Origin of the sequence: Halorubrum sp. SS7 (genome assembly GCF_005435055.1) — an archaeon.
GTDB lineage: Archaea > Halobacteriota > Halobacteria > Halobacteriales > Haloferacaceae > Halorubrum > Halorubrum salinarum.
In genome coordinates this window covers 1-13,378 of the sequence record NZ_SGXV01000007.1, presented here as the reverse complement: position 1 = coordinate 13,378, position 13,378 = coordinate 1, and the positions used below count along the sequence as shown (strand labels likewise).

General features: G+C 71.2%; 14 protein-coding genes. 8 read left to right on the top strand and 6 right to left on the bottom strand.

What is annotated here, in order from left to right:
* Position 1 precedes the first annotated feature (1 nt).
* On the top strand, positions 2-1,300 hold the full coding sequence (metX, locus tag EXE44_RS08965; RefSeq protein ID WP_137716877.1) for a homoserine O-acetyltransferase: 1,299 nt from the start codon (positions 2-4) through the stop codon (positions 1,298-1,300).
* A 423-nt stretch (positions 1,301-1,723) separates the two neighbouring features.
* Positions 1,724-3,376: a long-chain fatty acid--CoA ligase gene (locus EXE44_RS08960; RefSeq protein ID WP_137716876.1), complete on the top strand. Its 1,653-nt coding sequence runs from the start codon at positions 1,724-1,726 to the stop codon at positions 3,374-3,376.
* Positions 3,377-3,420: 44 nt separating this feature from the next.
* Here the strand turns inward: EXE44_RS08960 and EXE44_RS08955 are convergent, their stop codons facing one another.
* Positions 3,421-3,861, bottom strand: a complete 441-nt coding sequence (locus tag EXE44_RS08955) for a DUF5807 family protein (protein ID WP_137716875.1) — start codon at positions 3,859-3,861, stop codon at positions 3,421-3,423.
* Positions 3,862-4,198: 337 nt separating this feature from the next.
* On the opposite strand from EXE44_RS08955, the gene EXE44_RS08950 reads away from it, so the two are divergent.
* The 3 genes from EXE44_RS08950 to EXE44_RS08940 all read left to right on the top strand — a co-directional run bounded on the left by EXE44_RS08950 (position 4,199) and on the right by EXE44_RS08940 (position 7,323).
* Positions 4,199-6,652 (top strand): DEAD/DEAH box helicase, encoded by a 2,454-nt coding sequence (locus tag EXE44_RS08950; RefSeq protein WP_137716874.1) that lies wholly within the window; start codon positions 4,199-4,201, stop codon positions 6,650-6,652.
* A 69-nt stretch (positions 6,653-6,721) separates the two neighbouring features.
* Positions 6,722-6,934, top strand: a complete 213-nt coding sequence (locus EXE44_RS08945; protein ID WP_137716873.1) for an antitoxin VapB family protein — start codon at positions 6,722-6,724, stop codon at positions 6,932-6,934.
* Positions 6,931-7,323, top strand: coding sequence for a PIN domain-containing protein (locus tag EXE44_RS08940; protein WP_137716872.1), 393 nt, complete (start codon positions 6,931-6,933; stop codon positions 7,321-7,323). The genes EXE44_RS08945 and EXE44_RS08940 overlap by 4 nt, the downstream gene beginning before the upstream one ends.
* 6 nt (positions 7,324-7,329) lie before the next feature.
* On the opposite strand, the gene EXE44_RS08935 is transcribed toward EXE44_RS08940, so the two are convergent.
* Positions 7,330-8,433 carry a molybdopterin-dependent oxidoreductase gene (locus EXE44_RS08935; protein ID WP_137716871.1) on the bottom strand — a complete coding sequence of 368 codons (1,104 nt, stop codon included), beginning with the start codon at positions 8,431-8,433 and terminating at the stop codon, positions 7,330-7,332.
* Positions 8,434-8,489: 56 nt separating this feature from the next.
* Positions 8,490-9,317: an MBL fold metallo-hydrolase gene (locus tag EXE44_RS08930; protein WP_137716870.1), complete on the bottom strand. Its 828-nt coding sequence runs from the start codon at positions 9,315-9,317 to the stop codon at positions 8,490-8,492.
* Positions 9,318-9,440: 123 nt separating this feature from the next.
* Here EXE44_RS08930 and EXE44_RS08925 point away from each other — a divergent pair, with 123 nt between their 5' ends.
* Positions 9,441-10,502, top strand: a complete 1,062-nt coding sequence (locus EXE44_RS08925) for a succinylglutamate desuccinylase/aspartoacylase family protein (RefSeq protein ID WP_137716869.1) — start codon at positions 9,441-9,443, stop codon at positions 10,500-10,502.
* A gap of 27 nt (positions 10,503-10,529) precedes the next feature.
* Here EXE44_RS08925 and EXE44_RS08920 read toward each other — a convergent pair whose 3' ends face one another.
* From EXE44_RS08920 to EXE44_RS08910, 3 genes are all read right to left on the bottom strand, one after another.
* Complete coding sequence (locus EXE44_RS08920; protein ID WP_137716868.1) at positions 10,530-11,015, bottom strand: Tfx family DNA-binding protein; 486 nt, start codon at positions 11,013-11,015, stop codon at positions 10,530-10,532.
* A gap of 126 nt (positions 11,016-11,141) precedes the next feature.
* On the bottom strand, positions 11,142-11,615 hold the full coding sequence (locus EXE44_RS08915; RefSeq protein WP_121563128.1) for a TRAM domain-containing protein: 474 nt from the start codon (positions 11,613-11,615) through the stop codon (positions 11,142-11,144).
* 146 nt (positions 11,616-11,761) lie between these two features.
* Complete coding sequence (locus EXE44_RS08910) at positions 11,762-12,109, bottom strand: hypothetical protein (protein WP_137716867.1); 348 nt, start codon at positions 12,107-12,109, stop codon at positions 11,762-11,764.
* Between the two features lie 143 nt (positions 12,110-12,252).
* Between EXE44_RS08910 and EXE44_RS08905 the strand changes: the two genes are divergently transcribed.
* Together EXE44_RS08905 and EXE44_RS08900 are read left to right on the top strand one after the other, a co-directional pair.
* Positions 12,253-12,480 carry a hypothetical protein gene (locus EXE44_RS08905; protein WP_137716866.1) on the top strand — a complete coding sequence of 76 codons (228 nt, stop codon included), beginning with the start codon at positions 12,253-12,255 and terminating at the stop codon, positions 12,478-12,480.
* Entirely contained in the window at positions 12,477-13,319 is an 843-nt protein-coding gene (locus EXE44_RS08900) for a 3-keto-5-aminohexanoate cleavage protein (protein WP_137716865.1), read from the top strand. Before EXE44_RS08905 ends, EXE44_RS08900 begins: the two co-directional genes overlap by 4 nt.
* Positions 13,320-13,378: the final 59 nt, after the last annotated feature.

The following is a 13,378-nucleotide window of genomic DNA, read 5'->3' as shown; positions in this document are numbered from 1 at the left end:
GATGAGCGCCGTCCCGACCGACCACGGGGTCGCCCAGCTCGGCGAGTTCACCTTCGAGTGCGGTCAGTCGGTCCCCGACTTCGAGGTCGCCTACGAGACCCACGGCGAGTTCGACGGCGACAACGTCGTGCTGATCTGCCACGCGCTCACCGGGAGTCAGAACGTCGCGCGGTCGCCCGAGCCGGAGCGCGACGCCGGGACGGCCGGGGCCGGACAGGCCGGGCAGGCTCGCGCCTGGTGGGACGACGTGGTCGGGCCGGGGAAGGCCATCGACACGACCGAGTACTACGTCGTCTGCGCGAACGTCCCCGGCTCGTGTTACGGGACGACGGGGCCCGCCAGCGAGCGGCCCGCGGACCTCGACCTCCGCGAGGAGCCCGACCACGACCGCTGGGGGACCGCGTTCCCGCCGGTCCAGGTCGAGGACTGGGCGCGCGCGCAGCGCCGCCTCCTCGACCACCTCGGCGTGGGGCGGCTGCGCGCGGTCGTCGGGGGCAGCGTCGGCGGGATGAACGCCTTAGAGTGGGCGAAGCGGTACCCGGACGACGTCGACCGCGTGGTCGCCATCGCGACCGCGGGGCGGCTCGACGCGCAGTGTCTCGCGCTCGACGCGGTCGCGCGCCGCGCGATCCGCGCCGACGACGACTGGAACGGCGGCGACTACTACGGCGACGACCGACCGGACCCGACCGAGGGGCTCGCCATCGCCCGACAGATCGGGCACGTCATGTACCTCTCGAAGGCGTCGATGGAGCGGAAGTTCGGGCGCCGGTCGGCCGGCCGCGACTCGCTCACGCGCGAGGACGGCGACCTCGGGCTGCCGGCGGAGCCGACGGCCGGCTTCTTCCCGTACCGCGAGGTGGAGTCGTACCTCGACTACCAGGCGGAGGGGTTCGGCGACCGCTTCGACGCGAACAGCTACCTCTACCTCACGCGCGCGATGGACGAGTACGACCTCGCCGCCGGCCACGGCACCGACGCCGACGCGCTCGCCGCGTTCGAGGGCGAGGCCCTCCTCATGAGCTTCACCGCCGACTGGCACTTCACCGTCGAGCAGTCCGGGTCGCTCGCCGACGCCTTCCGCGAGACGGGCGTGCCGGTCGCGCACCACGTCGTCGATTCCGACCACGGCCACGACGCCTTCCTCGTCGAGCCCGAACACGTCGGTCCGCCGGTCCGGGACTTCCTCGCGGACGGCGTCGACGGCCGCGCCGTCTCCGACGACGGCGGCGACGACGGCGACGACCCGCGGCCCGACTCCGACCACGCGCCAGTCCACGCGAGCCTGTTCCGAGGATAGTCTCTTTTTTCGTGGAACGTGTGCGGTGGCGCGTGCCGACGAGCGCCCGACAGGGCGCGAGTCGCACGCGCGAGGGAGTCGCGAGCGAAGCGAGCGACGAGGCTGGGGAGGCGTGAGGCGCGGTTGCCTGCGGGGCGGGACTCGAAGGGGCAGTCGCGAGGCGGGCGCAGGGGACGCGAGCACCGCAGGGAGCGAACGGAGTGAGCGACCGAGGAGCGCGGCGAGCGTGCGCCCGCCTCGCGACTGGGGCTTCGGCGAGTTCCTCCGTGGTGGCAGCTGCGTATTGTCGTGTAACTGAAACTTCGGCGGTGTTCTCCGTGGCGGCAGCTACGTCGCACCGATCGGCGTCGGGGTCGCCCACGTCCTACAATCACGATCAATCATGATAACGTTCATAGTTCCCGACCGCGTGGTGTGTGAGGTATGCCAGGCGGACACGCTCAGACCCTGCGACCGTTCATGTGGCGCGCGGAACGACTGTACCCCGACACGGAAATCGTCTCGCGCACCCACGAGGGGCGGACGCGGCACACCTACGCCGAGTACGCCGACCGGACCGCACAGCTGGCGAACGCCTTGGACGACCACGGGATCGAGCGCGGCGACCGCGTCGCGACGTTCTGCTGGAACCACACCCGGCACTTCGAGACGTACTTCGGCGTGCCGAACACGGGCGCGCAGCTCCACACGATCAACCCGCTGCTGCCGGACGAACACATCCGGTACATCGTCGACGACGCGGCCGACGAGATCATCTTCGTCGACCCGTCGCTGGCCGAGAAGATCGCGGGCGCCGCGGAGGGCGCCGAGGAGTTCGAGGGCGTCGACTTCGTCGCCATGGGCTCCGAGGGGATCGACGCGCTCGACGCGCCCGCCTACGAGGAGTTCATCGCGGACCACTCGACGGAGTACGACTGGCCCGACCTCGACGGCGACCAGCCCGCCGGGCTCTGTTACACCTCGGGCACGACGGGGAAGCCGAAGGGCGTCGAGTACACCCAGTCGATGCTGTGGAGCCACACGATGGCCTCCCAGACGCCGCAGGGGATCCCGATGGAGGACTCGGACGTGGTGATGCCGGTCGTCCCCATGTTCCACGTCAACGCGTGGGGAATGCCGTTCACCGCGGCCGCCGCGGGCGCGAAGCACGTCTACCCCGGCCCGTCGCCGGACCCGGCCGACCTCGCGGCGCTGATCGAGGAGGAGGGCGTCACCATCTCCGCGGGCGTGCCGACGGTGTGGCTCGGCCTGCGCGAGTACATCGAGGGGGGCAACGACGTCGACCTCTCGACGCTCGACACCGTGATCATCGGCGGCGCGGCCGCGCCGAAGGCGCTCATCGAGTGGTACGACGAGCGCGACGTGGAAGTCCTCCACGCGTGGGGGATGACGGAGCTGTCGCCGATCGGCACCGTCTCGCACCTCACGGACGACCTGCGCGACGCCGACTACGAGACGCAGGTGAACAAGCGCTCGAAGCAGGGCCTCGTCGCCCCCGGCCTGGAGTTCGAGGTCATCGACGAGAACGGCGAGGAGATCGCGTGGGACGGCGAGGAGTTCGGCGAGCTCCGCATCCGCGGCCCGTGGGTGACGAAGGAGTACTTCAAGCGCCCGGAGGCCAACGAGGAAGAGTTCGTCGACGGCTGGCTGAAGACCGGCGACGTGGTCACCGTCGACGAGGACGGCTACATGCAGCTCGTCGACCGGACGAAGGACGTGATCAAGTCCGGCGGCGAGTGGATATCGAGCGTCGAGTTGGAGAACGCGATCATGGCGTACGACGGCGTCAGCGAGGCGGCCGTCGTCGGCGTGCCCCACGAGCGCTGGCAGGAGCGGCCCGTGGCGTTCGTCGTCGTGGCCGAGGGCGTCGACCGCGAGGCCCTCGTCGACCGGATCGAGTCCGGCCTCCGCGACGACTACCCCAAGTGGTGGGTGCCCGACGCGGTGGAGTTCATCGACGAGGTACCGAAGACCGCCACCGGGAAGTTCTCGAAGAAGGACCTGCGCGAGCAGTACGGCGACCAGTCGCTCGTCGAGGGCGCCGTGCCGGAAGACGACGCCCCCGACGGGGAGTAACGCGCCGCCGCGCGCAGCGAGCGCACCGGGCGCTCGTCCAGATTTCAGTCGTCGCGGTCGCCGATCACCCACTTGTGCGAGTAGCTCTCGCCGCACGTACAGTGGGCGTACGCGTGGACCACGTCCCCCTCGGCGTAGAGGCCGCCGACCTCCTCGTTTTGCGCCTCCGCGAACGCGAAGACGAACCGGATCGCGTGGTCGTCGTCGGAGTCCGCGTCCGCGAACGGACAGGCGCCGTCGTCGAGCGAGCGCGCGATCTCGCCGTCGGCGCCCATCGCCGTCTTCGCGAACTCCATCGCGCCCATGCCCGTGCCGGCCTGGAACGCGGACCGGCCGGTCTCGCCGTCGAGGATCAGCCGGACGCCGCCCGCCGTCTCGGTCCCGACCTCGCGCAGCCGGGAGTCGTCGTCGAGGTACTCGTCGCTCAGGTAGAAGACCACGTCGTCGAGCCGCTCGCCCGCGAGGAACTCGTCGAGGTTGCTCATGGCGGTCGGAGGCGCGTGAGCGGTAAAAGGCGTGCGAGTCGACCCGAGCGGCGAACGGACACCTCTAACCGGAGGCGGTGCGCGTCGCGGCCGGGTGGCCGGCGTAACCCGTCCGGACCCGTGCTAAATCATGCAGAATCGGGGTAACTGTTAAGACGTATCACGGAGATCCGTCGCGTGATGAGTGCGCAAACCCGATCCGGCGACCGGCTCGCTGAGTGGGCGCAGCTGGTCGACGAGGACGTTCCGGAAGAGCTCCGCGAGGAGCGCTCCGCCGACGGATAACTTTCACCCCGCTTCGCGAAGGCTTTAGGCCGACGGCGGCGAAGCACCGCCGATGGCGACCGAGGCCGCCGGGATCGACAGGGATCTGCTCGTCGACGGGTTCTTACAGCGCCGCCGCTACCAGCTCCAGCTGGCGGACGCCGCCGCCGACGAACACACGCTGGTCTGTCTCCCGACCGGCCTCGGCAAGACGACGGTCAGCCTGCTCGTCACCGCCGAGCGGCTCCGCGAGGCGGGCGGGAAGGCGCTCTTCCTGGCGCCAACCAAGCCGCTCGTCCAGCAGCACGCCGACTTCTACCGCGAGGCGCTACGGGTTCCGGACGACGAGATCGTCGTGTTCACCGGCGAGGTGAAGCCCGACGACCGCGCCGCGCTGTGGGACGACGCGCGGATCGTGATCGCGACCCCGCAGGTCGTCGAGAACGACCTCGTCGGCAACCGGATCTCGCTCGCGGACGTGACGCACCTCACCTTCGACGAGTGCCACCGCGCGACCGGCGACTACGCGTACGTCTACATCGCGGAGCGGTACCACGCCGACGCGGCCGACCCGCTCGTCACCGGCATGTCCGCGTCCCCGGGCGGCGACACCGAGGAGATCGAGACGGTCTGTGAGAACCTCGGGCTCGTCAACGTCGAGGTGATGACCGAGGAGGACGCCGACGTCGACGAGTACACCCACGACACCGACGTCCAGTGGGAGCAGGTCACCCTCCCGGACGAGGTCCTCGCGATCCGCGACGCGCTCAACGAGGTGATCACGGACCGGTTAGAGAAGCTGAAGCAACTGGGCGTGACGAACACGACGAACCCCGACCTCTCGCAGAAGGACCTCAACAAGATGCGGGGACAGCTGAAGCAGATGATGGACAACGACCAGTCGGACGGGTACAAGGGGATGAGCACCCACGCCGAGGTGATGAAGCTCCGGCGCGCGACCGAGCTGGTCGAGACGCAGTCGGTCGAGTCCGTCCGGCGCTACTTCGAGCGCCAGCGCGAGGCCGCGCGCTCCTCGGGCGCCTCGAAGGCGAGCCAGCGGATGGTCGCGGACCCGAAAGTGCGCGAGGCGATGCGGAAGGCCGAGTCGTTCGACGGGCTCCACCCGAAGTTCTCGAAGGCCCGGATCCTGCTCGCCGAGACGCTCGGGATCGACGGCGGCGAGCGCGCCATCCTGTTCACCGAGTCGCGCGACACCGCGGAGGCGCTCGTGGAGTTCCTCTCCGCGAGCTTCGACGTGCGGAAGTTCGTCGGACAGGGCGACAAGGACGGCTCCGACGGGATGACCCAGAAACAGCAGCAGGAGACGCTCGACGAGTTCAAGGCCGGCGAGTTCGAGGTGCTCGTCTCCACGAGCGTCGCGGAGGAGGGGCTCGACGTGCCCGAGGTCGACCTCGTCTGCTTCTACGAGCCCGTCCCGACCGCGATCCGGTCGATCCAGCGGAAGGGGCGGACCGGCCGGCAGGCCGAGGGGAAGGTCGTCGTCTTGATGGCCGAGGACACCCGCGACGAGGCGTTCTTCTGGATCTCGCGCCGCCGCGAGAAGGAGATGGCGAGCCAGCTCGCGGAGCTGAAAGCGGCGACAGACGACATCGAGGACTCCGTCGGCGACGACGGACAGGCCGGCCTCGGCGCGTTCGCCGACGAGTCCGGCGGGGACGCGGAGGCGACCGAGGACACCGGCGGCGAGGGGGAGACCGCAGACGACGGCGGCGACGCCGGCCTCACCGACTTCGCGGCCGACGCGCGAGGGGAAGGAGACGACGGAGAGGGCGAGGAGAGCGAAGAGAGCGGGGACGACGCGGCCGCGGCCGACGATGCGGACGACGACGGCGTCGTCGCGACCGCCGGGGTAGAGGACGGCGTCGAGGTCGTCGTCGACCAGCGGGAGCTCGACTCCTCCATCGCGAAGGACCTCTCGACGCGCGACGGGCTCGTCACGCGATTGGAGACGCTCGCGGTCGGCGACTACGTCCTCTCCGACCGGGTCGCCGTCGAGCGCAAGTCCGCGGCCGACTTCGTCGACTCCATGCTCGACGCCGACCGCTCGATGTTCGAGCAGGTGGGCGAGCTCTCGCGGGCGTACGCCCGGCCCGTGATGGTCGTCGAGGGGACGAACCTCTACGGGCAGCGCGACATCGACCCCAACGCGATCCGCGGCGCGCTCGCGTCGCTCGCGGTCGACTTCGACGTGAGCGTGCTCCGCACCGAAGACGAGGCGGACACCACCGAGCTGCTCGCCACCATCGCCAAGCGCGAGCAGGAGACGCGCGACCGCGAGGTGAGCGTCCACGGCGAGAAGACGACGAAGACCCGCGCCGAACAGCAGGAGTACGTCGTCTCCTCCATCGCCGACATCGGCCCCGTCACCGCCCGGTCGCTCCTGGAGCACTTCGGCACCGTCGAAGCCGTGATGACCGCGCGCGAGGCGGACCTCCTGGAGGTCGACGGCGTCGGGCAGGTGACCGCGGAGCGCATCCGCGAGGTCGTCGGCAGCGAGTACGAGTAGCGTTGATCGAGGGGACGAACGACAACAGCGGCGAAAGGATATTGTATACGAGGTAGTATACGAGTGGACATGAGCAAGAGCATCCGCGTCGACGAGGAGACACACGCCGCGCTCGCCTCACTGAAAGGCGACGACGAGACCTTCGACGACCTGCTGACGCGGTTGCTTCGCGAGCGCCGCGAGGATGTCCGGTCCGGGGCCGGCCTGTGGGAGGGAAGCGACGCGCCGGAGCGCGCCCGGGAGAAACGCCGGGAGATGAAACGCGGGGTCGACTCGCGGTGACCCTGTACGATAGTAGCGTCCTCATCGATTACCTCGCGGGACGATCCCCCGCCGTCGAGTATGTCGAGTCTCACGCCGACGAGCGTGCGGTCGCACCGCCGCTCGTGCTGTTCGAAGTGTATCAAGGAGAGGTGTTCAAGTCGGGAGCGACGGACCTCGGCGCGGTCGACGAGGCGCTGGACTGGATAGATGTGATCGATACGTCGGCGGCAGTCGCTCGCGAAGCGGCGGTGCTTCAGGATGCGCTCCGTGATCGAGGAGATTCCCTCGCGGCCCGCGACGCTTTCATCGCGGGGGCCGCCGTCGCACAAGACGAACGGCTCGCCGTGTCGGACACCGACTTCAACGTCGACGGGATTCGTGACGCACTCGATTTCGATTTCGTCTGAAGGGGCTCAGTCGAACCCGCTCACCAGCGTCACCACCCACTGCCCGAGGTCGTACTCGGAGCGGACCTCCACGCGCGTCACCCACTTCACCCACTGGAAGCCACGGCGGTCGGGCGCGACCAGCCGCGCCGGCGCGCCGTGGCCGTGTGAGAGTCGCTCGCCGCCGACGCGCGTCGCGAGCAGCGCGTCCTCGGCCTCCTCGATCGGGAGGCTCCAGCGGTACCCCGTCACGGACGTGAACCGGACGTACGCCGGCTCACGCTCCGAGTCGGCGGAGTCGACGCCGCCGGCCGCCTCCAGCAGGTCGCCGACGCGGACCCCGCCCCACTCCTGGACCGTGTACCAGCCGCTCGTACAGTCGAGCAGCGCCTCCGTCTCGTGACCCGCCGCCAGCTCGTCGGCCGTCAGCTCGACGGGGTCGCCGACGAGGCCCGCGACGGTCAGCCGGTAGTCGTCGCGGTCGATCGGGTCCGGGTCGTCGGCGACCCACGAGGTGATCGGGAAGGCGCCGTTGCCCGCGCCCTCGCGCGGCTGCGAGCCGGTGAACCGGCGGTCGGCGCCGGCGGTGTCGAGCGCGTCGTTGACCCCCTGCTGGAGCCGGTAGGTCGCGCCGCCGGCCGCCAGCAGGGCGAAGTAGGTGACGGCGGTGCGCCGGCGCTCGAAGTCGACGCGCCGCGGGAGCCGGAACCGGGTGGACGCGTGGGCGGCCACGAGCGGGACCAGCGCGAGGCCGAACCCGACGTGAACCGAGAGGAGCGTCCAGTACGAGATCCGCACGTCGAGGCCGAACACCCACGCGGCCCCGGTCCCGATGGCGCCGACAGCGGCGACGAGCGTCAGGACGGACAGCGCGGTCGACCGCCGCCAGAGGGTCGGGTCGGTGAGCCGGCGGCGGACGCGCGCGAGCTTCCACGCGAGCAGCGCGACGATGCCGGCGCCGAGCGCGCGGTGGAGCCAGAACAGCGGCCACCCCTCGGGGACGCCGACGGTGAACGAGACCAGTCCGGTGACGGCCTCGGCGACGACGAACGCGAACAGCGACCAGTCGACCGCGCGCGGCGGCGGCTCCAAGCGGTCGAGCGCGGTCCGGAGGCGGTCCGTCGCTGCCATCTACGCGCGATAGGCGCTAGCGAGACAAAAGGGTACAGCCCGCCGCGCGCCGTGACTCACAGGTCGTACACTTCGCCGTCGACCGCCAGCGGCTCCGCGAACGCCTCGTCGGCCGGGTAGTAGTGCGCGAGGTGGACCAGGCGGGTGCGGTCGGCGTCGAGCTCGTCGGCGAGCGCGAGCGCCCCCTCCCGGGTCATGTGCTTCGTGCCGAAGGTCCGCGGGACGCCGTCGGGCCCCTCGTGGCGCCCGCCGATCGGGTGGTGCTCGCACAGCGACGCGGGGACGATGGCGTCGGCGAGCAGGAGGTCCGCGCCGGCGAGCGCGTCGCGGGAGCGCTCGGGCACGTCGTAGCTGGTGTCGCCGGTGAGCGAGAGCGTCGCGCCCGTCTCGGGGTCCTCGATCACGACCCCGTAACAGACGAGCGGCGGGTGGTCGACGGGGACGAACCGCACCTCGAAGCCGCAGGTCTCGAACGGCTCGAAGGGGTCGCGGGCGTGGACGCCGATCCGGTCTTCGAGGTAGTCGTACTTGCGCCGGATCGTCTCCGCGACGCTCTCGTCGGTCGCGGGGTCCGTCTCGTTCGGCGCGTGGACCGGGAGCCCGTCGACGAGCCGGTAGACGTTCCCAAGCCCGTCGAGGTGGTCGAAGTGGATGTGCGTCACGAGCCCGGCGTCCGGGAGGGGGACGTCGGCCGCGAGGAACTGCTGTCTGAAGTCGGGACTGAAGTCGACGAGCAGCGACTCGCCGGTGCGCTCGTTGGCGACGTGGACGGAGAAACGCGACCGCGACACCCCGCGCTCGCGGGCCGCCTCGCAGGTGTCGCAGTCGCAGCCGACGGTCGGCGTCCCCGTCGTGTCGCCCGTCCCGAGGAGGGTGACCCGCATGGGACGGGATGCGCGGGCCACGGCCTTAGCGTCCGCGGTCGAGACCGTCGCGACCGGCGGCCGGGGCGACCGCGTCGCGCTCGCACCCCGGACGTATAACTCCGCGCCGCCCCGATCCGGACCGTGCACACCAGTCGTACCCTCACCCTCGCGCGGCTCCCCTCTGGCGTACCGATCCGGACGACCGTCCACGCGTACGGCGAGGGGCGGCTCGTCGACGGCGACGACGGCCCCGTCCTCGACGCGCCCGATGACGCGCCGGTCGTGTACGCGCAGGCGGCCCAACACGGCCGCGAGGTGAACGGGACGGCGGTCCTCCGGCGGCTTCACGACCGGCTCACGGGCGACGCCGCGGGGGGGTCCGGTACCGGCGGCGCGGGCCTCGCCGACGGACCGAGCGCCGCCGACCTCGACGGGACGCTCGTGACGGTGCCCGTCGCCGACCCGCTCACCTTCGACCGCGTCTCGTACACGACGCCGGAGTCGCTCGACTCGCGGCAGCCGAACATGAACCGCTGTTGGCCCGGCGACCCCGAGGGGTCGCTCCACGAGCGGATGGCGGCCCGGCTCTGGGCGTTCGCGAGCGAGGCGGACGCGATCGTCGACCTCCACACCGGGTCGCCGTCGATGGCGACGCACGCGGTGTACATGCGCGGCGACGACGCCTGCCGCGGGCTCGCGGAGGCGTTCGGCACCGACCTCCTGCTCGCGGAGGCGGCCGGGGACGACGCGGACACCGAGTGGGACGAGCGCGGCTTCGCCGGGAAGCTCCGCGTCGCGGCCACGCGCGAAGGGATTCCGACGATCACGCCCGAGCTCGCCCACAGCAAAGAGATCGTGCCGGAAGCGGTCGAGACCGGCGTGAGCGGGACGCTCGGCGCCCTCCGGCACGAGGGGCTGCTCGACGGCGACCCGGAGCCGTGGGACGGCGTCGTGGCGCGCAACCACCTCGGCCGCGTGATCGCCGGCGACTCCGGGCTGTTCGTCCCCGATCCCGACCTCGCCGTCGGCGACCGCGTCGCGGCGGGCGAGCGCGTCGGCGAGGTGTTCGACCCGACGACGTTCGAGACGCTCCAGGTCGCGCGCGTCGACCGCGACGGGATCGCGTACTCGGTCGCGCGGGAGGCGACCGTCACCGCGGGCGCGACGCTGGTCGGCGTCGCGGAGCGGATCGACGGGGAGTAACGGGGACAGCGGGCGAAATCCGCGGGGCTACGGCCGGCGAACGCGGATCCGTCCGTCGGCGGCGACGGTCACGAAGATCCGGTGGCGGACCTCGCGGCCGCGGACCGCGTCGCCCGCGCGGTCGCCGATCGCCTTCATCAGTTCGGGCGCGGTCTGGTTCACCTTCACGCCCGCCTCGTCGCAGGCGTCGTACACGCGCTTGGGCGCGTCGTAGAGGTCGGTCCCGGCGTCGATCTCGACGCGGACCGGCGCCGACAGCGCCTCCGCGAACGCGACCGTCTCGCGGGCGCGCTCGACGTTGTCGCGGGCGCTCGCCTCGACGCTGGAGACGTTCGCGCGCGAGGTCCCGAGCCGGTCCGCGATGTCCGACTGTCTGAGCCCGCGCTCGCGGAGCGCCAGCACCTCCGCCTGCCGACGCGTGAGCACGCTCTCGTCGGCGTCGAAGCCGGCTCGCTCCAGGATCGAGTCGGCGTCGACGTCGGCCGGGTCCGGCCGACCCTCGTCTGCCACCATGTGGTCACCGACGGGCCGGGCCGTCAAAAAACGGCGGATTCGCGGGCGGGCGGAGACGGGCGCGTGTCGCGCGGAAAATCGACGGCGTCCGGACTGTCCGTGGGGCGGGGCTCCCCCGGGACGCCGTCACTTGCCCCAGAAGTTCTCGCGGCTGCCGAGCCGTTCGCGGTCCGGGCGGTCGCGGCGACTGCGCTCGTCGTCCGCGTCCTCGTCGTCTCCCTCGTCGCCGTCCGCGGCCTCGCCGTCGGACTCCTCGTCCGGGTCGTCCGGGAGGCGCTCGATCACTTCCTGGGCCGTCGCGTGGCTCGACTTCACGCGGTGGATCTTGACCTCGGCGCGCGCCGGGGGGAGCAGCCCGTCGACGAGGACGATGAACCCGTCGTCGGTGCGGCCGACGCCGGCGCCGCTCTCATGGATGTCGTCGACCTCGACGACGACCGCCTCGCCGGGCTGGACCGGCTGCTGTTTCAGCTCGTAGATCGGCATGTCGTAGTGGTTACACCACTCCGCGCCGCCTTTGTTGCCGTAGTGTTGACACCCCATCCCCTGGATCCGTTCGTCGAAGCTGGGGCAGTCGTCGGCGAGTGGACAGTCCGCCATACCGTAGGGGAGACCGGCCGCCGTTGTAAACGTTTTCGACTCTCAGACCGAAATTCGCGAAAACGGCCGATTCACGCGGGCGAGCGGCGGCTGCTTCGAGACGGGGAGAGAGCGCGGAGCGCGGCGGGACGCGGATCCCGGCGGCCTCACAGGAACTCGCGGACCTCGGAGTACCACATGTCGTGGTGGTCGACGGCGCCGAGCGCGTCCGCGACGTCGACCGCGATGGCGTGCCAGCAGCGCTGGTCGGGGTCGTCGGCGTCCAGGTTGTACGTCGCGTCCGCGCAGTTGCACTCCCCGTCCTCGACGACGTACTCGTCCTCGTGGCCCACGACGACGGTGAAGTCGCGGTAGCGCTTCACGCGCCCCTCGCCGACCGCCTCGATGGCGCGCTGTCCCCGGTCGCCGTGGGCCTCGACGATCGCCGCCGCGATCGGGCCGGTCAGCTCCCCGGCCTCGTCGATCGCCGACCGCCAGTCGTCGACCGGCTCCATGGCCACCCGTTCTCGGGCGGTCGGTTAAACAGCGTCGGTCAGATCGGACCGGATCGAATCGGATCGGAACGGACCGGATCGGAACGAGTCGGAGCGGTCGCCCCGACGCGGGGTTTCAAGCCGCCTCCCCGCCTCCGTCCGCCATGGACGAGACGTGCCAGTACCTGACATACCGCGAGGAGGGCGACGGGAAGTCGTTCGAGACCGCCCGCGCGTTCTGCGCCGTGACGGAGTCGTTCGTCCAACCGATGCGCGCGGACGTCTGTAACGCGCGGTACGACCTCGACCCCGCGACGGACTGCGAGTTCTACGTCGAGCCCGGAGCCGGAGCCGGAGACGACGCCGATCGCGAGGACGACGGGGCGGAATGACCTACGACGACTACCTCGACGGGAAGCCGGCGGTCATCACCGCGGCGCTCACGGGCGGCGTCCACGGGAAGGAGGCGCACCCGGACCTCCCGGAGACCCCCGAGGAGATAGCGGCGGCCGCGGCGGCCTGCGAGGAGGCGGGCGCGAGCGTCCTCCACCTCCACGCGCGCCGCGACAACGGGGAGCGCGCCTTCTCGACGGAGCGGTTTCAGGAAGTCGCGGACGCGGTCCGCGAGGCCACCGACGACGCCGTCCTCCAGCACTCCACCGGCGGGACGGCGGCACCGGACGCCCTCCGACACGAACCGCTCCGGACCGATCCGGCCCCCGAGATGGCGTCGCTCGACATGGGGCCGCTCAACCGCTACGAGCGGCTCACCTCGGAGAACACCCGCGGGCTGGTGGCGTCGCTCCACGCGGAGATGAGAGAACGGGGAATCAAGCCCGAACTGGAGGTGTTCAACGACGGCCACCTCAACGAGTCGCTGGCGATCCTCGACGACCTCGACGACCCGCCGTACCTCAACTTCCTGTTCGGCGGCGGGACCACGTCGCCGCCGCATCCGCGGAACCTCGTCAGTCGGGTCGAGGCGCTCCCGGAGGGCGTCGAGTTCAACGTGATCGGGTTCGGCCCGCACCAGCTCCCGATGACGACCCAGTCGCTGCTGCTCGGCGGGCACGTCCGCGTGGGGTTGGAGGACAACCGCTACTACGAGAAGGGGGAGCTCGCGACGAACGAGCAGTTGGTGGCGCGCGCGGCGCGAATCGCCGAGGAGGTCGGGCGCCCCGTGGCGACGCCCGAGGAGACGCGGGAGCTACTGGGGCTCCGGGGTCGGTAGCCCGCTCACTCCAGCACGATCAGCACGTCGCCCATGTCGACGCTGTCGCCCTCGCCGAC

What these genes read in the sequence shown, in the direction of transcription:
- EXE44_RS08920 (WP_137716868.1), bottom strand. Translation starts at nt 11,015, where the DNA reads ATGGTGGCAGACGAGGGTCGGCCGGACCCGGCCGACGTCGACGCCGAC.
- EXE44_RS08950 (WP_137716874.1), top strand. Translation starts at nt 4,199, where the DNA reads ATGGCGACCGAGGCCGCCGGGATCGACAGGGATCTGCTCGTCGACGGG.
- EXE44_RS08960 (WP_137716876.1), top strand. Translation starts at nt 1,724, where the DNA reads ATGCCAGGCGGACACGCTCAGACCCTGCGACCGTTCATGTGGCGCGCG.
- EXE44_RS08915 (WP_121563128.1), bottom strand. Translation starts at nt 11,615, where the DNA reads ATGGCGGACTGTCCACTCGCCGACGACTGCCCCAGCTTCGACGAACGG.
- EXE44_RS08955 (WP_137716875.1), bottom strand. Translation starts at nt 3,861, where the DNA reads ATGAGCAACCTCGACGAGTTCCTCGCGGGCGAGCGGCTCGACGACGTG.
- metX (WP_137716877.1), top strand. Translation starts at nt 2, where the DNA reads ATGAGCGCCGTCCCGACCGACCACGGGGTCGCCCAGCTCGGCGAGTTC.
- EXE44_RS08905 (WP_137716866.1), top strand. Translation starts at nt 12,253, where the DNA reads ATGGACGAGACGTGCCAGTACCTGACATACCGCGAGGAGGGCGACGGG.
- EXE44_RS08910 (WP_137716867.1), bottom strand. Translation starts at nt 12,109, where the DNA reads ATGGAGCCGGTCGACGACTGGCGGTCGGCGATCGACGAGGCCGGGGAG.
- EXE44_RS08930 (WP_137716870.1), bottom strand. Translation starts at nt 9,317, where the DNA reads ATGCGGGTCACCCTCCTCGGGACGGGCGACACGACGGGGACGCCGACC.
- EXE44_RS08945 (WP_137716873.1), top strand. Translation starts at nt 6,722, where the DNA reads ATGAGCAAGAGCATCCGCGTCGACGAGGAGACACACGCCGCGCTCGCC.
- EXE44_RS08900 (WP_137716865.1), top strand. Translation starts at nt 12,477, where the DNA reads ATGACCTACGACGACTACCTCGACGGGAAGCCGGCGGTCATCACCGCG.
- EXE44_RS08935 (WP_137716871.1), bottom strand. Translation starts at nt 8,433, where the DNA reads ATGGCAGCGACGGACCGCCTCCGGACCGCGCTCGACCGCTTGGAGCCG.